Source organism: Streptomyces sp. NPDC006739 (assembly GCF_042869815.1).
Classification (GTDB): Bacteria; Actinomycetota; Actinomycetes; order Streptomycetales; family Streptomycetaceae; genus Streptomyces.
This window is the reverse complement of the sequence record NZ_JBIAGM010000007.1, coordinates 87,753-106,697: the sequence shown is the minus strand read 5'-3', so window position 1 is coordinate 106,697 and position 18,945 is coordinate 87,753. Positions and strand designations below refer to the sequence as shown.

The following is an 18,945-nucleotide window of genomic DNA, read 5'->3' as shown; positions in this document are numbered from 1 at the left end:
TGGCCCCATCCTGTCATCCGCCTCAGCGGTCGTTCCGGCGTACCGGCGAGTCCGCCGCCGGGTCTGGTCGTTACTTGCCCAGGAACGCGAGGAGCGCGGTGTTGACTTCCTCCGCGTGGGTCCACAGCAGGCCGTGCGGGGCGCCTTCGATCTCCACGTAGTCGGCGGACGGGAGGGCCTTGTGGAACGGCCGCGCGGTTCCCTCGACGGGCAGGATCCGGTCCCCGGTACCGTGCAGGATCAGGGCGGGCACGTCGATGGCCGGGATGTCGGCGCGGAAGTCGGTGTACCAGGTGGACGGCGCGGCCGCCGCGGCGAAGAAGCCACCGCTCGCCGCGACGTTCCAGCTGTTGCGGACCGCCTCCTCGCTGATCCTGGTGCCGAGGTTCTCGTCGAGGTTGTAGAAGTCCTTGTAGAAGTCGGTGTAGTACGCGTACCGGTCGGCCTTGACGGCCGCGACCACGCCGTCGAAGAACTCCTTGGGCGCGACCCCGTCCGGGTTGTCGTCGGTCTTGAGCAGGCAAGGCTCCAGGGAGGCCAGGAAGGCGACCTTCGAGACGCGGGCGGAGCCGTGGGCGGACACGTACCGGGCGACCTCGCCGGTGCCCATGGAGAAGCCGACCAGGACGGCGTCCCGCAGGTCGAGGGTCTCCATCACGGTGTTGAGATCGGCCGCGAAGGTGTCGTAGTCGAACCCGGTCGTCGGCCGGCTGGACTGCCCGAAACCGCGGCGGTCGTAGGTGATCACCCGGTAGCCCGCGTCGAGCAGTACGGCGCTCTGCCGCTCCCAGGAGTGGCCGTCGAGCGGGAAGCCGTGGATGAGCACGACCGGCTGCCCGGTTCCGTGGTCCTCGTAGTAGAGGTCGATGGAGGTCGAGTTTTCCTGACCCACGGTGATGTACGGCAAGGATGGTTCCTTAGTTCGCAGTGACTGGCGTGCGCGGCCCGATGCCCGGGGCGTCACGCGTTGGGACGACGGTAGGGAGAGACCCGCCCCGCCTGTTGTCCGAGAGCGCACCTCTTCTTGACGCGAAGTGCCAGAAGCCCGACGCCGTGAGGGGCCATCGGCCAGGCGACCGGCGCCGGTTTCCGGCACATCGTCCGGGCTGCCGACGCCGTACCCCGCCGGCGTCGCACGACGGGTGGCCGGCCAGCTCTTCGGCACGGACGGCTCCTGGTGGGGCGGGGCGGGCCGGGAGATCTGGATCGCGGTCGCCGTCACCGTCGTGGTCGGCTTCGGGGTGCTGTTCTCGGGTGTGGTCAGCTCCGTGCTCGCCGGGGCGTCGACCGCGCTGCTGCTGGCCCTCGTCCTGCCGGTGACCACGCCCGCTCCCCTGGCCCGGCTGCCCGAGCGGCTGGCCGGCGCGGGCCTCGCCGCGGCGGTGGCGACGGTCGCGGTCCTGGTGCTGTGGCCGCGTCCCACCGCCGACCCGCTCAGCTCCCCGGCCGCACGGTCTGCCGGGCGGCAGCGGCGCAACTGCTCGCCGACGCGTCCTTCCTGGCGGACGCCGAGGGCGGCGAGAGCACCGGTGGGACGGGCGTCCGCGCCTTCCGGCGGACCGCCCACGAGGCCACCGCCGCGGCGGTGGCCCCGCGCGCCGCGTTCGACGCCACTCCGTACCGGCCCACCGGGCTGTCCACCGGCTCGCGTGCCCTCGTCCGGCTGGTCGACGAGCTGACCTGGCTCAGCGACGTCGTGGCCGACAGTTCCGTGCCGACGGACGGTGACCGTCCCCGCTGCGATCCCGGGGCCCCGGAGGGACCGTGGAAAAACACCTCGCCCTCGTCAACATTGATAACAACGATGCTCAAGATGACCTGTCGAGATCCGATGTATGCGGAACCGGTGGGCCGTCGGCCAACGCCGTGAGGAGGCCTTCCGCCAGACGTTCCACCACATGCTCCGCCGCCTCTTCGGGTGGTGTCGCGGCGCGGATGACGGCCCGCAGCTGGGATCCCGGGAAGGTGTCGGCGTACGCCTGGCCGTCGTCCGTGGCATACGCGTGCGCCAGCGCGGGGCCGAGTGCCTCGGCGTGGGCCTCGGCGAAGGCGGTCGCGTTGGCGTCGCTGCTCAGCCGTGCGTACGCGTGGCCGTACGCCTCGGCGTCGGCCGGCGAGAAGCCGTTGGCGAGGGCGTGGTCACGGGCGTTCAGGTGCGCTTCGGTGTACGCGCCCGCCCGGTCGTAGGCGGCGCCGTAGACACGGAGCAGGGCCGGGGCGAGCACGGCGCTCCAGGTCTCCCCGGCCACCGGTGTGCCCAGGGCCGCCGTACGGTGCAGGTCGCCGAGGGGTTCGAAGGCGCCGGGGTCGTCGTCCCGCACCTGCTCGGCGAGGAGCGGCAGGACGGTACGGCAGTGCCAGGTGTGGAGTACGGCCAGGCCGGCCACCGGCGCCCGGGTGCCGAGCAGACCGTACAGGCGGCGGGCCCAGTCGTCCCCGGCGTCCGGTGGCAGCCGCTCGTGGAGGGCGGCGGCGAGGTCCCCGAGCCAGGCCGGCGTGGGCGGGGCGGCGGGGCACGCCTCCGGGTCGGCGGCCGTGGTCGTCGTTGTCGTGGGCGTCATTGTCGTGGTCGTGGTCGTGGTCGTGCGGCGGGTCACCGGGGCGCCTTCGTTTCCGTCGCGGCCGACGGGATCAGGCCTGCAACCGGCTGCCGTTGACGGCCACGCGGCGGCCGTGCCGGGTGTGCGGGAAGTAGTCCCAGATGGCGTGGTGCTGCACGCTGCGGTTGTCCCAGAACACCAGGGTGCGCGGCTGCCAGCGGACCCGGCAGTGCAGCAGCGGGGTACGGGCTATGTGCCCGTACAGCATGCCGAGCAGGGCGTCGCTCTCGGCGCGGGACAGCTGGGTGATGTGCGAGGTGTAGGGGGCGTTGACGAACAGCAGCCGCCGGCCGGTCTGCGGGTGCCGGACCACGACGGGGTGTTCGGTGCGCGGGACGTCGTACTCGGGCGGCGGGGTCTGCCCGGCGGCCGTCCAGGGCAGGGCACCGTCATGGAGGGCGGTCAGTCCGTGCAGAAACTCCCTCATCGCCGGGGAGAGCAGGTCGTAGGCGAGATGCATGTTCGCGAACAGGGTGTCTCCGCCGCCCCCTTCCGGGACCGTCGTGAGGTACAGCATCGACCCGAGGGAGGGTTCGGCGTCCGCGGTGCCGTCGGCGTGCCAGCCGTTGCCGGCGACCTCCCGTGACTCCCCGGTCGCCTTGATCTCCAGGATGTGCGGGTCGGATCCCTCGGCGGCGAGCGCGACGGGGTGCAGTTCGCCGAAGACGCCCGCGAACCGCTTGTGTTCCTCGGGGGTGATGTCCTGGTCGCGGAAGACCAGGACGTGGTGGGTGTGGAAGGCGTGGGTGAGTTCCTTCTCCTGCTGGGGAGTCAGTTCCCTGGACAGGTCCAGGCCCGAGACCTCGGCGCCCAGCAGCGGGGTGATCGGGGTGACGGTGATGGTGTCGTAGGGCTCGGCGGGCCGGGTGGTGAGCCGTTCGACGGCCTGCAGTGCGTAGTCCTCCATGAGGGGCCTCCTTGGTTGGGGTGGAACGGGGGGCTGGTGGAGCCGGCGGAGCGGTTGGGCTACGGATCACAGTCCGCGGTCGAGGAGTTCGGCCACCACCAGGCGGCCGAAGGCGAGGTTTCCGTGGATGGTGTCGTCGGTCTGGCTGAAGGCGGGCCGTTGCAGACCCGAGGCGTCGGTGACCCGGGCGCGCAGGTCGACGATCTCGACACCGCGCGCGGCGAGTTCGGCCCGGATCACCTCCTGGGCGGCGAAGAAGACCTGCGCGTCGGACATGCCGGGCACCCGCTGCGGGGGCAGGGGGGCCAGCACCCGCAGGCCGAGGGCGGCCGTGTGGTCGTAGAAGGCGAGGGCTCCGCGGACGGTGGCCCTGACGAGGCCGGCGAAGAGGCCGCTGCGCAGGAACTCCTCCGGGAGGGTGCCGTGGGTGTCGCGGTGGACGTCCCAGTTCTGGCGGGTGGCGACCGTGTGGGCGCTCAGGCCGAAGGTGCACACCAGCGGCACCGGCAGCCCGGCGAGCGCGGCCACCTCCAGGGCGTCGAGGAACTCCCGGTACAGCCGCTGCGCTTCGGGGCTACGGAAGGTGATCTCCCCGTTCCCAGTGCTTTCGGTGCCTCCGGTGCCTCCGGTGCCTCTGGTGCCTTCGGTGCCTCCGGTGCCTCCGGTGTCGAAGAACGGCCCGAGGAAGTCGCGGCCCGAGCCCACCGGACCGCCCACGAAGGGCAGGTCGGCGGCCTGGGCGGCCCGTCCCACACAGCCGGCGTGGGAGTCACCGAGCAGGAGGAAGCGGGCGGTGGTCCGGGTGCGGGTTGTAGTAGTCGAGCACGGCGTCGTCACACCAGTGGTCCTCTCCGCCGGCGACGAGGGTCGGGTGGGCGGCCGGTGCCACCGGGGCGGACCGGCCGTGCAGGGCGTCGAAGAAGTGCCGCATCACGAAGGCGACCCCGTCGGGGCTGACGGTGCGCAGGTTGGGTTCGTAGAAGGCGGCCCGGTAGGGGAAGCCGGTGACGATCTCGTACGACGGGAAGTAGTCGACCTGTTCGCACTCGTCGGCGAGCTGTCCCGCCGCCGCGCGCAGCACCGACTTGGAGTGGGTCGTGGCGACCAGGGCGTGGCGTGCGGTGGCGGTGGCGGTGAGCGGCACCGGTGACACCGTCAGGACGGTCCGCAGCCGGGAGTTGACGCCCCGCGCCATGTCGAGCACCGCCGCCAGATCACGCCGCACCTGTGCCACCGTGTGGTTGTGCAGGACGTGCCGGTCCGGGTCATAGGTACCGCGGACGGTGCCGGGGCACATCGGCAGTACGGTGCCGTACCGGATGTCGTGCCAGGCCTCGGTCAGGCCGAGGGTGAAGACGAGGACGTCGGCCTTGGCGAGGGCGGTACGGATGGCGGCGAGGGTGGTCTCGCGGGCCTGTGCCAGTGCGTCGGGCGAGCCGAAGCCGTTCGGTTCCACGGTGGGCCGGTAGGGGTCGTGGCAGCGTCCGTCCTGCTGCCAGATCTCCTCGGGCGGCTTCTCCTCGCCGAGAGCCCAGGCCACCCACTGGCGCAGCGCCGCCGCGGTGTAGACGTTCCCGGTGCGGAAGGAGAAACGGCCGTAGCCGCGGGCCGAGCGCTCGGCCGGGCTCAGCCCGGGCGGGGCCGGCTCCGCGTCGTACCAGTGCATGCCCTCCTCCAGCAGGGCCCGGCCGATGTGGCGGGCGAAGCAGGAGCCGGCGGTGATGACCGGGTCGTCCGGCCCGATCGCGAACTTCGGCGTCCACAGGTCCGCGATGTCCAGCGCGTCGGGTTCGGCGACCGCGGTGCGCCAGAAGGACCGCGCGGGCAGCCGCGTGTACGGGTGCTGCACGAGGGTGACCTCCTCAGGACTGCCGGGCGGGACTGGGCACACGCTGTTGGACGGCCCCGGAGGGGCGGGGCCGGCCGGACGCGCGGGCGTCGGCGAGGTCGTCCGCCAGGGCGGCGGCGATCCGCTGGACGTGGGGCGCCGCGACGAGTTCGTAGTGGGTGGCGTCGACGCGGTGCACCGGGAAGGGCGGGGGCAGATGGGCGTCCCAGGCGTCGGGCGCGGTCGGCTCCGGGGCCAGGACGGCCGGGTCGTCGACGGGTCGCTCGGCGAGCCACACGGCGGCGGGCGTCCGGGTGAGCCGGGGCAGCCGGTGTTCGGCCATGGCGGCGAGGTTGGCGCGGCAGCAGCGCGCCAGGCGTTCGGCGTAGCTGCGGCCCGGCTCGGTGAGGCGGTCGGCGCCGTTGCCGCTCAGTTCGCGGGCGAAGACCGCGTCGACCTGCCGCTCGTCATAGGCGGCGAGCCGGGCCCCGGCGCCGGGCGGGGGCGGGTCGAGGAGGTACAGGGCGTGCGCGGGCCGGTCGTCCCGTTCGGCGAGGGCCGCCATCGACAGGGCCGTCCAGGCCCCGAACGACCAGCCCGCCAGGCGCAGTCGGCAGCCCGGGGCGGGGAACGCGTCGCGTACCGCTGCCAGGTAGTGGGCGGCACGGTCGGCGATCGACCGGGCCGGCGGTCCCGGGTCGCGCAGCGCCGGGTCGGCGATCAGACAGACCGTCAGGTCGCCGGGCAGCGCCGAGACCAGCGGCCGGTAGGCCTGGATGTCGCCGCCGACCGGATGGACCAGGCACAGCACGTCCCGCCCCGGTCCGCGCTGCCACACCTCGACGTCCACGGTGACGGCGCCCGCGGAGGGCGCGGTGCCGGTGCCGAGGTGACCGAGGATCTCGGCGAGGCTCACGCGATGGCTGAGCCGGGACAGGTCGATGTCGGTGCCGTACCGGCGTTTCACCTCCTCCAGGAGTTCGAGGACGGTCAGCGAGTCCGCGCCCAGGTCGTACAGCGATGCCGTGGGGTGGACGGCGTCCACGCCGAGCAGGTCCCCCACGACCGTGGCGAGGTCTGTGGCGAGGTCGGGGGCGGGGCCGGTGGCTACCGGGGCCGGGGCCGGGGCCGGGGCCGGGACGGGCCGGGAGGCGGGCTCCTGTGCCGGCTCGTAGAAGTAGCCGGCCTCCGGCAGCGGCGTCGTGCTGACCATCAGGTGCGGCAACTGCAGGTGCAGAGCCCGTTCGAACACGTCCGCGCCGTCCTCGGGGGTGAGCGCGACCGTCAGGTGTTCCTGGTGGCGGGTGTCGGCGCCCAGGGCGTGCCGCGCCATGCCGACGTCCCGCCAGACGTCCCAGCCGATGCTCATCCGGACGGTCGGGTCGTCCGCGCCGGGGGGCGCGTAGTGGGCGAAGGCGTCCAGGCAGGCGTTGGCGGCCGCGTAGTCGTACTGGCCGACGCCGCCGTAGTGGGCCGACATCGACGAGCAGTAGAGGACATGGCCGGGACGGTGCTCGGCGATCAGCCGCTCGGCCAGCAGGGCGCCGCGCAGCTTGGCCGTCGTGGCCCGGCGGGCGGTGGCGGTGTCCCGTCCCGCGAGGAGCCCGCCCGCGGCCGTTCCCACGGCGTGCACGATCGCGGTCAGGCCGTCGAGGTGCGGGGCCAGCCGCTCGGCGATGTCGTGGGGATCCTCGGTGGCGAGGTCGGCGGGGACCAGGGTGACGCGGTCCGGGTACGCCCGGAGTGCCTCCGGTGTCCCGGTTCCCCGGGCGACCAGGACCACGCGGTTGCCGGGGTGGTGCAGCAGCAGGCGTGCGGCCAGGGTGCTGCCGATTCCGCCGGTGCCGCCGAGGACGAGGTGGATTCCGGGTGCGGCCGGCCGGGTCGGGGGTGCGGCGTCGGTTGCGGGTACCGGGTGGACGACGCGGTGCCACCAGAAGCCGTCGCGCAGGGCGAGCGCGGGTTCGGTGAGGCCGTCGTCGAGCAGCAGCTCGGGCAGGTGCGCCGCCCAGGCGGCGGGGTCGGGGCCGGGCAGATCGGCCCAGCGCGGTCGTACGCCGAGTTCCTGCCGGGGGGTGGAGACCGCCGCGGCCAGCAGAGCCGCCTCGGGCCTGTGGACGGTTCCGGTGACCGGTTGCGCCTGGTGGGACAGCAGCCACAGGCGCGGCCGGGTCTCCTCCGGGAGGTCGGCGAGCGCCCTGCTCAGGGCGGCGACCGTGTCGAGGCAGGCCCACTGGGCGCTCTCCAGCGTGGCCGTGCCGACGCTGCCGGTCAGGGTCAGCGGCAGCGCGTGCAGCCAGTCGACTCCGGCGCCCGCCGCGTCGGCGACCACCAGCGCCAGGAGCGCCGAGAGGTGCTCGGGGTCGCCGGGATCAGCCTCGTACCGGTCGTCGTCGAGCCGGGTGAAGGTGCTCCCGGTCCGCACCCGCACCACCCGGGCGTAGTGGAGCTCCAGGAACCGCCACGCGTCGGCGGGCCGGTCGGCCCCGGTGACGACCACCGCGGTACGGCGCGGCTCGGGGGTGGCGGTGCGGGCCCGGCGCAGGCGCGTCCATTGCGGCTGGTGCAGCCATTGGGTGGCCGGCAGCCGTCGCGGGCGGTCGGTGCGGGTCCGTACCTGCGGTCGGGGCGCGCGGGGAAAGTCGTACTCGGCGGTGTCGAAGGCGGGCGGCGGGAAGTCCCAGGGGGCGGGTGCGGGGCCCTCGGGCCAGACGAGGGTGTGTCCGGCCGTCCAGGCCTCGGCGAGCACGTGCGGATCGCGGCCGGACACCGGGAGTCGGGGTTGTCCGGGCGATGGTGTCGTCGCGGTGGCCGAGCGCAGCCAGGCCACGGCCGACGCGGCGTCCGGGCAGACCGCCGCCGCCCGGTGGGCGAGGGTGGGACGGCCCGCCTGCAGATGGCGCAGCACCTGCGGATAGCACTCGGGGTGGGCGCTCAGGTAGTCGGCGATGCGGTGGCCGTCGGCGCGCAGGGCGGCGGCGGAGTGCGCGGACAGGACCAGGCACGGCACCGGCTGCGGCGCGGTGGCGGCCCCGGCGGGCGCGGTGTCCGGTCGTTCCAGCAGCAGATGGGCGTTGGTGCCGCCGATGCCGAAGCTGCTGACGGCGGCCACCCGTGGCACGTCCCGCGGCCATGGCTCGGCCTCGGCCGGTATCCGGAACGGTCCGTCGTCGATCTCCGGGTTGAGCCGGTCGAAGTCCGCGGTGGGCGGGACGGTCCCGTGGTGTACGGCGAGCGCGGCCCGCACCAGGCCGACGACGCCGGCGGCGGCGCCCAGGTGCCCGATCTGGCTCTTCACGGAGGACAGCGCCACGCGCGCGTCGTCCGCCAGCCCGTAGGCCTGGCGCAGCGCCGCCGCCTCCACCGGATCCCCGAGACGGGTGCCGGTGCCGTGCGCCTCGACGTATCCGAGGTCGGCGCCGTCGCGGCCGCTGCGCCGCAGGGCGGCGCGGATCGCGGCGCGTTGCCCGGCGAGCGCGGGCGCGCTGTAACCGAGCTTGTCGGAGCCGTCGTTGTTGAGGCCCGAGCCCGTGATGACGGCGTAGACGGTGTTCCCGTCCCGGCGGGCGGCCGAGAGGGGCTTGAGGACGACCGTGCCGCTGCCGCTGGCTCCGACGGTGCCGGCGGCGTCCGCGCTGAAGGGGCGGCAGTGCCCGTCCGGGGAGAAGATGTGCTGCGGCCGGTAGGTGTATCCGTCGCTCAGTGTGGTGTCGACGAGAACGCCGCCGACCAGCATGACGTCCGCGTCGCCCTGCCGCAGCAGGCCGGTGGCGACGTGTACGGCGACGAGGGAGCTGGAGCACGCCGACTGCACGGTGAAGGCGGGGCCGGTGAGCCCGAGGTGGTAGGCGGCCTTGGTGGCCAGGAAGTCCTTCTCGTGGTGGAGGGCCAGCCGGAAGGCGTCGGGCAGCGCGGCGGGGTCGGCGTCGCGCAGCATGCTCTGGAAGTAGGTGTTCTCACCGCAGGCGGCGAGGAGTCCCACCCGGTGGGTGGCCGGGTCGCCGATTCCGGCGTGGGCGAGTGCCTCGACGCAGTTCATCAGCAGGTGCCGTTGCTGGGGGTCCATCAGCCGGGCGTCGTGCGGACTGATCGTGAAGCGTCCGGGGTCGAAGTGGAGCGGGCCGCGCAGTTGGCTGCGGGCCCCGACCCGGCCGTCGGTGGCGGGGAAGTGCTCGATGCCGCGGCGGCCGGAGGTGACCAGGTCCCAGAACCCGGCCAGGTCGTCGGCGCCCGGGAGCCGTACGGCCATGCCGATGACGGCGATGGGCTCCTCGCGGCGCGGGTCTTCCGGTCGTGGCGCCGGTACGGCGTGCCCGGTCGCCGCCCGGTCGGGCACCGGGGACGCGGGCGGGGCCGGGCTGTCGGCGTCACGCCTCTCCAGGAGGCGGCTCAGGGCACGCAGGGTGACGTGCTCGAACAAGTCCGGTACGGCGAACGGCAGATCGCCCTCGCCGGCGCACCTGAGCTGGAAGCGCATCAGGTCGAGGCTCGTGGCGCCCGCGTCGAAGAACCGCTGCTCCACGGTGATCGCCTTGCCGGTCACCGACTCGAACAGCGCGGTCAGCCGTCCCTCGAGCGGCGAGAGGGCCGCTGTCGGCGATGCGGCCCGGCGCAGGTCGTTGCCGGGTGCGGTGAGCGCCGCCCGGCGGTCCAGCTTGCCGCTCGGGGTGCGCGGCAGCGTGGTCAGCCGGCGGAAGCGGCCGATGCGCACGTAGGCGGGCAGCAGACGGGAGAGCCGGTCCGTGAGGTCCGCGGGATCGGGGTCCTCGCCCCGGCACTCCAGGCAGGCCACCAGGTGGCCGTCCGCCACCGCCGCGACCGCGTTGGTGACGCCGGGGCACCGCAGCAGGGCGGCCTCGACCTGCCCCAGTTCCAGCCGGTGCCCGCCCAGTTTGACCTGGGTGTCGTCGCGGCCGGCGTAGTGCAGCAGGCCCTGGATGTCGAAGTAGGCCAGGTCGCCGGTGCGGTAGAGGGTCCCCAGCTCCGGGTCGTCGGTGAAGCGTTCGCGGTGCGCCTGGTCGCCGCCGAGGTAGCAGCGGGCTGCCATGGGGCCGCCGATCAGCAGTTCGCCGGTGACGCCGGGCGGAACGGGGTGGCCGCCCGGATCGACGACGCGCAGGACGGCGTTCGCCACCGGGTGGCCGATGGCCGGGCGCAGCGGCCAGGCGGCGGGGTCGCCGTGCAGGGCGAGGGCGCTGACGACATGGGTCTCGGTGGGACCGTAGTGGTTGAACAGCCGGGCACCGGGGAGATGGGCGAACCAGCGGCGGATGGCGTCGGTGCACACCAACTGCTCCCCAGCGGTGACCACTTCGCGCAGCCTGGACGGGTACCGGCCGCCGCGCACGCCGTGCTCGGCGAGCAGCTGCAGGGCCACGTACGGCAGGAAGATCCGTTCGGTTCCCCCGGCCTCCAACTGCTCCAGCAGGAGCGGCATGTCCTGCCGCCAGTCGGGGCGCAGCAGGCGCAGCAGGCCGCCCGAGCACAGGGTGGTGAGGATCTCCTGGAAGGAGACGTCGAAGGACAGCATGGAGAACTGCTGGGTGACTGCGGGCGCGCCGAGGCCGCCGTCGGTCCGCTGCCAGGTCAGCAGGTTGCACAGGGTGCTGTCGGGGACCTGGACGCCCTTGGGGGTGCCGGTGGAGCCGGAGGTGAACAGGGTGTAGAGCGGTCGCAGGCCCTGGTGTGCGGGGGTGGCCGGGGTGGGTGTGGGCGCGTCGGTGAGGGTGACGGTGTGCCGGGGCAGGGACGGTGGCGCGATCGCGTCGAGGAGGTCGTCGTCCCCCGCTGCCAGCAGCACGCACAGCGGGGCGGTCTGCTCGAGCACGTGCCGCAGCAGGAGCGTGGGGTAGGCGGGGTCGAGGGGGACGAGGGTCAGGTTGAGGCGGGCCGCCGCCAGCAGGGCCACCACGTGCTCGACGGAGGGCTGGAGGTAGAGCGCCACGGCCGCCGGGGCGGCGGGATCGGAGGGCAGCGGGTGCCGGGTGCGCAGCGCGGTGGCCAACTGGGCGGCCTGTGCGTCGAGTTCGGCGTAGGTCAGGGTGGAGGTGCCGTCGGTGACGGCCGGTGCGTCGGGGGTGCGTGTCACCTGCCGGGCGAAGCCCTCGGCGACGGTGGCGAAGTCGGGTGTCCGCGCGGGGCCCCGGCCGGGGTCGGGCAGGCCCCGGCGGTAGGGGCCGACCAGGTCGTGCAGGGTGATGTCGCCGCCGTCCGTCAGCTGGTCGAGTGCCTGGCGGAAGAGACGGGCCGCGGCCTCGGCACGCTCGGCGCCGATGTCGTCGCGGTACTCCCACAGGCAGTCGAAGCCGGATTCGTGCTCCACCACCGACAGCGTCAGGGCACACTTCGCGCCGGACGGGGCCGTCCACACCGGCCGCACCGCGCAGCCCGGCAGACGCAGCGCCGAGAACTCGGTGTTCTCCAGCACGAACAGGAAGTCGAACAACGGGGTCCGCTCGCGCAGGGCGGGGTCCGCGAGGACGTCGGCGAGGGCCACCTCCTGCTCCTCCAGTACGGCACGGACGGCGTCGGAGTGCGTGGCGAGGTGGGTGTCCAGCGATGCGTGCGGCCGCATCGGCAGGTCCAGGAGGACCGTGTTGGCGAACATGCCGACGGTGTCGGCGAACTCGGGCCGGGGCCGGTTCGCCACGGGCGTCGCCACCAGCGGGCGGCTCTGGCCGGTCACGCCGTACACGCTCGCGGCGAACGCGGACACCAGCAGCTGGAACCTCGTCAGTCCGCGCCGCGCGGCGTGCCGGTCAAGGGCGGCCCGGCGGACCAGGTCGAGCGAGGTGTGCAGCAGCCGCACGCGGCGGCGGTCCGCGCCCTCGGGGGCCGGCAGCGGGGGTGAGGACGGTTCGCCCTCACGGCCGTAGTGCGAGCGCAGTCGCGCGCGACGGCGTGCGTAGGCGGGGCTCGCGTGCCAGTCGCGCTGCCAGCGGGCGAAGTCCAGCGGCGTGGTGGACGGCGGGGCGCCGGCCAGGGCCCGCCCGTCGCGTACGGCGGCGTAGGCGTCGGTGAGGTCGCTGAAGAGGAGGTTGAGGGACCAGCCGTCCACGGCGACGTGGTGCAGGTGCAGCAGGAGCAGTCCGCCGTCGTCGCGGGCCACCCAGGCGGCCCGCAGCATCCGCGCGTCCCCGAGGTCGAAGCGGTGGTCGAAGAAGCGGTCGGCGGTGTCCTGCCAGTCCTCGCCGGCCCGGGCTTCGAAGGGTTCCCACGGGTCGTAGGGGCCGTCGGTGCGCTGGAGCAGGCCGTGCGGGGCCGGGACCAGCCGGGTGCGCAGAGCGGCGTGGCGCTCCACCACCGTGCGCAGCGCGCCCCGCAGGGCCGCCGAGTCCACCGGGCCCTCGATCCGGAAGGCGAGCGGCACGGCGTAGGAGCGGTCGTCGGGGTCGCGCTGGTGCAGCAGCCACAGGCGTTCCTGCTCGCTGGTGGCGGGCGCGGCCGGCTCGTCGTCGCCGACGGGTACGGGCGGGTGTTCGCCGACGGTCGCGGCCGGGGCGTGGACGGCGTCCGCGAGAGTGCCGAAGTCGGCCCTGAGCACCAGGTCCTGGGGCAGGTCGACGGCGTAGCGGCTGAGGATCTCGAAGCGGAAGCGCAGTGCCTTCAGCGAGTCGCCGCCGCTCGGGATCCAGCGGTCCTCGGGGCGCAGGCCGGTGACGGCGAGGATGTCCTCGGCGACCTCCAGGACGCGCCGACGCTCGCCGCTGAGGTGCGCCTGGTGGCGGTGCGTGGGCCGCCACGGGGTGCCGGCGTCGCGCAGAAGGGCGGCCTGGTCGACCTTGCCGTTGGCGTTCAGCGGCAGCTCGGCGACCAGGTAGCTGTGGTGCGGGCGCATGTACGGCGGCAGGGCGGCGGCGAGATGGCGGTCGTAGGCGTCGAAGTCGAGGGCGGGGCCGGGGCGGGCGTCGGTGTCGGAGTCGGTGTCGGTGTCGGGTGGGAGCTCGTCGCCCAGGACGAGGAAGGCCAGCAGTTCGTTGTGGCCGGCCTCGTCGCGGCGGGTGCACACATGTGCCTGGCGTACGGCGGGCTGCGCCAGGATCTGCCGTTCCACCTCGCCCGGTTCGATGCGGAAGCCGCGCACCTTGACCTGGCGGTCGGCCCGGCCGACGTAGCTCACGCGGCCCTCGGCGTCCCGTCGCACCAGGTCGCCGGTGCGGTACCAGCGGCGTTCGCCGCCCTGGTCCGCCAGCGTGACGAAGGCACGCTCCGTCTGCTCGGGCAGGTTGCGGTAACCGCGGGCCAACGCGGGCCCGGACAGCAGCAGTTCGGCGACCTCGCCGGGCTCCGCGGCGCGGCCGTCCGCGGTGCGCAGCAGCACCCCGGTGCCCGGCAGCGCGGTGCCGAGGGGAACGGTGTCACCGGCGAAGTCCCGGGGGATGGGGTGGCACAGGGCGAAGGTGGTGGCCTCCGTCGGCCCGTAGACGTTGTGCAGGACGGTGCGGGAGCCCGGGTTGGCCTCGTACCAGCGGCGGATGAGCCGCGCGTTGAGCGGTTCGCCGCCGACCAGGACCTGCTCGGTGGTGGCGAAGCAGTCGGGTACCTTCTCGACGACGGCGTGGAACAGGGCGGCCGTGATGAACAGGGTGTCCACCCGGCCCTCGCGCAGCGTGTCGGCGAGCTTGCGCGGGCTGTGCACCTCGGTGTCGTCGAGGACGACGCACACGCCGCCGGTCAGCAGCGGAACCCACACCTCGAAGCTCAGCGCGTCGAACGCCGGGTTGGACAACGAGGCGTAGCGGGCGCCGGGCCGCAGGCCGAGATAGCCGGGCCCGGCCAGTCGCAGCACTCCTTCGTCGGTGACCTCGACGCCCTTGGGCCGGCCCGTGCTGCCGGAGGTGTAGAAGACGAAGCCCGTGCCGGTGTCACCGACGGGCTCCGGCGCGTCGGCGAGCCGGTCCGGTCCGTCGACGGGTCGCCCGCCGACCGGTCGCCCGTCACCAGGGCCTTCCGGGCTCAGCAGCCGGTCCGCCTCCAACGCGTATACGTGGGCGGGCAGTTGGGGCCGGTACTCGCCGTCGTGGACTACGGCGACGGCGCCGGAGTCGTCGAGGATGTGCCGCTGTCGTGCGGGCGGACTGAGCCGGTCGAGGGGGACGACGGTGGCTCCGGCGCGGCGGATGCCGAGCATGACGCAGACCAGGCGCCAGGAGCGGGGCAGGCAGACGGCGACCGCCTGGCCGGGACGCACTCCGTTCGCGCGCAGCCGGGCGGCCACCCGGCCGCCGGCCGCTTCCAGTTCGGCGTAATCGAGCAGCCGTGTGCCGTCCTCGACCGCCGGGGCGGACGGGGTACGGCGGGTCTGGTCCAGGACGGCGGCGGCCAGCGGGGACACGCTGGTGCCGGCCGGTTCCGAAGTCCCGGCCGGTCGCCGGGAGTCGCCGTGGGCGGGTCGGAGGTCCATCACGCCTCCCGGGCCGGCGTGGTGACGGCGGTGGCGTCCGAGGGGCGCGGCGGCAGGCCGTGACGGGCGAGTTCGGCGCTGAGCAGGGCGCCGACGTGGGCCGCTTCGGCTCCCTCCAGGATCTCCCAGTGGTCGCACTCCATCGTCTCGACGCGGAAGTCACCGAGCGCACGGCGTCGCCAGAAGGCGCGGACCTCCTCGTGGAAGGGGGTGTCGGTGCCGTCCGGCACGGCCTGGGCGAGGACCAGACGCGCCGGGGAGGCGGCGGGAACGTGCTCCCGGGCCGTGAGGCGGTTGTGGTTGTAGAGGCGGAAGTAGCGCTCGACCTGCGCTTCGTCGATGCCGGGGTACATCCCGTTGAACCTCACGAGTTTGTCGCGGAACTCGGCCTCGTCCACGGCGGTGATCGCCGTTCGCGCGGACGCGTCGTCGGTGGCCTGGGTGTCGAGGAGGACGACGCTGACGTCACGGCGTCCGGCGGCGGCGAGGAGACGTCCCATCTCGTGGGCGACGAGACCGCCGTAGGACAGGCCGGTGAGGACCAGCGGTCCCTCGCCGAGCGGTTCGAGGAGGCGCAGGTACGTCTCGGCCATGGCCTCGACGGTCGGCAGGACCTCCTCGCCGGGGTTCACACCCGGCGACTGGATGCCGTACAGGCCGACCCGCTCGGGCAGGAAACCGGCCAGCGGCAGGTAGCAGAAGGCGGTGCCGCCGCCCGGGTGGACGCAGACCACCCGCGGTCCCCGGCCGGCGCGGAACTCGATGACACTGCCCGGGGCGCGGGGGGCGCCGTCCTCGCGCAGCAGCGCGGCGAGCGACTCGATGGTGGGCCGCAGCATGACCTCGGCCACCGGAAACGGCCGGTCGAAGGCCTCGGTGACGGCGTGGGCCAGTTTGATGGCCGACAGGGAGGTACCGCCGATGTCGAAGAAGTTGTCGCTGATCCCGATGTCCGGGTGGAGCAGGATCCGGTGCCAGATCCGGTACAGGGCGTGTTCGACGTGGTCGCGCGGGCTGGCGGTGTTGACCTGGGTGGAGGTCTGCTCGTGGGCGAGGCGCAGCAGCGCCGCGCGGTCGAGTTTGCCACTGCGGTTGAGCGGCAGCGCCTCCAGATCGACGAAGACGGCCGGGATCATGTAGTCGGGGAGCCGGCGGGCGAGCGCGCCGCGCCAGTCGTGGGCGGTGCGGGCCGGTGCCGCGCCCCGGCCGACGCCCGCCACCAGACGGGGCTGGCCCGCCGCGTCGCGGTCGGCGAGCACCACGGCCTCGCGGACTCCGGGCACCGCCATGAGCGCCGCCTCGACCTCCGCAGGTTCGATGCGGAAGCCGCGGAGTTTGACCTGGTCGTCCGCGCGCCCCACATAGTGGGCGGCGCCGTCCGGCTGCCGCCGGGCGAGGTCTCCGGTGCGGTAGATCCGTTCGCCGGGCACGAACGGGTCCGGCAGGAAGCGCTCCTTGGTCAGGTCGGGCCGGCCCAGATAGCCGCGGGCCAGGGAGGCTCCGCCGAGGTAGACCTCGCCCACCACACCGGGCGGGACGGGCTGCATCCGGCCGTCGAGCACGTACAGGCGGGTGCCGGGCAGCGGGCGCCCGATGGGGCACGGCCGCTCCAGCGGAGCGGGATCGTAGTGGGCGGTGCTGTACAGGGTGGCCTCCGTGGGACCGTAGCCGAAGCAGATCCGCAGGCCGGGCAGGTGCTGGGTCATGCGGTGCAGGGCGGCTTCGGTGAGCGACTCGACCCCGGTCAGGAGCTTGCGCAGCGGCAGCCCGCGCAGCCGCCGGGCGGGGTCCTCGTCGATCCATCTCACGTACGCGGGCGGCAGGAACGCCTGCGTCACCCGGTGCTCGCGCATCCAGGCCAGCAGCGCGTCGGGGTCGCCGCGCAGGTCCTCGGGGACGATGTGCAGCACGCCGCCGGTGGTCAGGGGCAGGAGCAGTTCGTGGATCGAGGCGTCGAACCCGATGCTGGACCAGGCGGAGCCGGCCTCGCCGGGGGCCGCGTCCATGCGGGCGTGCCACGCGCCGAAGAGGTTGAGGACGCTGCGGTGTTCCACGGCGACGCCCTTGGGCCGTCCGGTGGAGCCGGATGTGAAGATCACATAGGCCAGCCGGTCCGGGGAGTGGCCGACGTCGGCGGGCGGCTGCTCCCGCTCGGTCGCCTCCGCCTCCACCACGTCGAGGCCGAGCCAGCCCTCGGCGCGGTCGACGGGGTCGTGGTCGCTCAGTACGAGGGGGCAGCCGGCGTCCTCGACCATGCCGACGAGGCGTTCGAGGGGCTGTCCGGGGTCGAGCGGCAGATAGGCGGCGCCCGCCTTGAGGATGCCCAGGATGCCCACGGGCAGCTCGCAGGAGCGTCTCGCGTGCAGTCCCACGACATCACCGGGGCGGACGGACCGGGCGACGAGTGCGTGAGCGAGCCGGTTGGCACGGCGTTCGAGCGTCGCGTAGTCCAACGAGCGGTCCCGGTCGACGACGGCGGTCTGCCCGGGGCGCTCGCGGACCTGCGCCTCGAAGAGTCCGACGAGTCCTTCGGCGGAGCGCAGGGCCAGGGAGAGGGGGTCGGCGAGGCGGTGGGGCGAGGCGGGGTCGCCGGTGGATCCCGGACCGGTCGGCATCACCGCTCCGGCCGGCTCCGTGGCGTCCCCGTCCCGTATCAGGCGTCGGCGTTCTTCCTGGTCCATCAGTTCCAGGGTCCGGATGTCGCGGTCGGGGTGCCGGGCCATGTCGGTGAGCAGGCACCGGAGATGGTCCGTCCACCGCTGGGCCGTGGCGGGGTCGAGGAGGGCCGTCGCGTAGTCCAGGTGCCCGGTGATACGGCCCTCGGACTCGGTGACCGACACGGCGAGGTCGAACTTGGCCGGGGCGTGGGCGATCGGGAGCGGCCGGGCCTCCACGCCGGGCAGGTGCAGCACGTCCCGCCGGTCGGGCACCCAGGCCAGCATGGTCTGGAACAAAGGCGTGTGGGAGGCGCTGCGGGGCGGGTTGACCAGTTCCACGATGCGCTCGAAGGGCAGGTCCTGGTGGGTGAGGGCGTCCCGGACGACGGCCCGGGTACGGGCGAGGGCCTCGGCCGCGGTGAGGGACCCGGCCAGATCGACGCGCAGCGGCAGCGAGTTGACGAGGAAGCCGATGAGACCGGACGCTCCCGGGCCGCGCCGGTTGGCGACCGGACTGCCGACAACGATGTCTTCCTGCCCCGAGAGACGGGACAGCAGGATCGCCCAGCCGGTCAGGACGGCCACGAAGAGGGTCGCGCCGTGCTGCCGTGCCAGGCCGCGCAGGGCGGTCGTGACCTCGGCGTCCAGCGCGAACCCGACCCGTCCGCCGTCGAACCGCTGCTCCGCCGGCCGCGGCCGGTCGGTCGGCAGTTCCAGGACCGGCGGCGCGTCACGCAGCGCCTGCCCCCAGTAATCCTCCTGGGCAGCGAGGGCACCGCCGAGGACGGCTTCCCGCTGGGCCCGCGCGTGATCCCCGTACTGCGTCGGCAGGTCCCGCAGCGGGTTGGCTCCGCCGGTCAGTAACGCCTCGTAGAGCAGGCCGGCTTCCTTCATCATGACGTTCATCGAGGCGCCGTCGTAAATACTGTGATGGAACGTCAGCAGCAGCACATGGCGCCCGGGGGCCGTGGCCAGCAGCCGGCCCCGGCCGAGCGGCCCGGTCGCCAGGTCGAACGGGCGCTCCGCTTCGTCGAGTTGCCGGGCGGCCACGCGTGCGTCGGGATCGGCGACTGCGGTGAGGTCCTCGAAGGTCAGGGAAAAGCCCGCTCCCGGCGGGTCGATGTGCTGACACACCCCCTCCTCGCCCGCCACCAACCGTGTCCTCAGGGCTTCGTGACGGTCGGTCAGCGCGTCGAAGGTGCGTGACAGCACGTCCCGGTCGAGCGGGCCGGCGAGCGAGAAGGCGATGGTCTCGTTGTACGTGGCGTTCGCGCCCCGCAGTTGACTGAGGAACCACAGTCGCTGCTGGGCGAACGAGGCGGGGATGGCACGTGAAGTGGGGACAGGGTGGGGGGTGCTCTGCACCGGCAGTACCTGGCCTTCCCGTCGGTGTGGAACTGGGGAGCATCGGTGCGTGGCAGTCCGGGATCACCGAACTGCCAAGGGTCCAGGAGATTCGTCCGCGGATGTGCCGCGTGGGTTTATGGAAACGCCTCGAATGGGGCGGCCGATATCGACGCGGTCCTCGCATTCGAGAGAACAGAAAAGCG

The 18,945-nt window shown here is 73.8% G+C and carries 8 protein-coding genes; 1 reads left to right on the top strand and 7 read right to left on the bottom strand.

The window, feature by feature from the left end; all coding sequences use genetic code 11:
* Nucleotides 1-70: 70 nt before the first annotated feature.
* A complete protein-coding gene (locus ACFYMM_RS16580; protein ID WP_388386896.1) occupies nt 71-907 on the bottom strand; it encodes an alpha/beta fold hydrolase in 837 nt (278 codons plus the stop codon).
* Between the two features lie 235 nt (nt 908-1,142).
* Here ACFYMM_RS16580 and ACFYMM_RS16575 point away from each other — a divergent pair, with 235 nt between their 5' ends.
* Nucleotides 1,143-1,679, top strand: coding sequence for a hypothetical protein (locus ACFYMM_RS16575; RefSeq protein ID WP_388386894.1), 537 nt, complete (start codon nt 1,143-1,145; stop codon nt 1,677-1,679).
* Nucleotides 1,680-1,808: 129 nt separating this feature from the next.
* Here the strand turns inward: ACFYMM_RS16575 and ACFYMM_RS16570 are convergent, their stop codons facing one another.
* From ACFYMM_RS16570 to ACFYMM_RS16545, 6 genes are all read right to left on the bottom strand, one after another.
* Entirely contained in the window at nt 1,809-2,561 is a 753-nt protein-coding gene (locus ACFYMM_RS16570) for a hypothetical protein (RefSeq protein ID WP_388386892.1), read from the bottom strand.
* A gap of 70 nt (nt 2,562-2,631) precedes the next feature.
* The gene (locus tag ACFYMM_RS16565) at nt 2,632-3,507 is read right to left on the bottom strand and encodes a TauD/TfdA dioxygenase family protein (RefSeq protein ID WP_388386890.1); all 876 of its coding nucleotides are present in this window, start codon (nt 3,505-3,507) and stop codon (nt 2,632-2,634) included.
* Nucleotides 3,508-3,573: 66 nt separating this feature from the next.
* Complete coding sequence (locus ACFYMM_RS16560) at nt 3,574-4,344, bottom strand: hypothetical protein (protein WP_388386888.1); 771 nt, start codon at nt 4,342-4,344, stop codon at nt 3,574-3,576.
* A complete protein-coding gene (locus ACFYMM_RS16555) occupies nt 4,277-5,356 on the bottom strand; it encodes a GSCFA domain-containing protein (RefSeq protein WP_388386885.1) in 1,080 nt (359 codons plus the stop codon). The genes ACFYMM_RS16560 and ACFYMM_RS16555 overlap by 68 nt, the downstream gene beginning before the upstream one ends.
* Before the next feature lie 13 nt (nt 5,357-5,369).
* The gene (locus ACFYMM_RS16550) at nt 5,370-14,738 is read right to left on the bottom strand and encodes an amino acid adenylation domain-containing protein (RefSeq protein ID WP_388386883.1); all 9,369 of its coding nucleotides are present in this window, start codon (nt 14,736-14,738) and stop codon (nt 5,370-5,372) included.
* Nucleotides 14,738-18,766 (bottom strand): amino acid adenylation domain-containing protein, encoded by a 4,029-nt coding sequence (locus ACFYMM_RS16545; protein ID WP_388387340.1) that lies wholly within the window; start codon nt 18,764-18,766, stop codon nt 14,738-14,740. Before ACFYMM_RS16545 ends, ACFYMM_RS16550 begins: the two co-directional genes overlap by 1 nt.
* Nucleotides 18,767-18,945: the final 179 nt, after the last annotated feature.

Coding starts and splice junctions, on each gene's coding strand:
- ACFYMM_RS16565 (WP_388386890.1), bottom strand. CDS start 3,507: ATGGAGGACTACGCACTGCAGGCCGTCGAACGGCTCACCACCCGGCCC.
- ACFYMM_RS16550 (WP_388386883.1), bottom strand. CDS start 14,738: ATGGACCTCCGACCCGCCCACGGCGACTCCCGGCGACCGGCCGGGACT.
- ACFYMM_RS16570 (WP_388386892.1), bottom strand. CDS start 2,561: ATGACGCCCACGACAACGACGACCACGGCCGCCGACCCGGAGGCGTGC.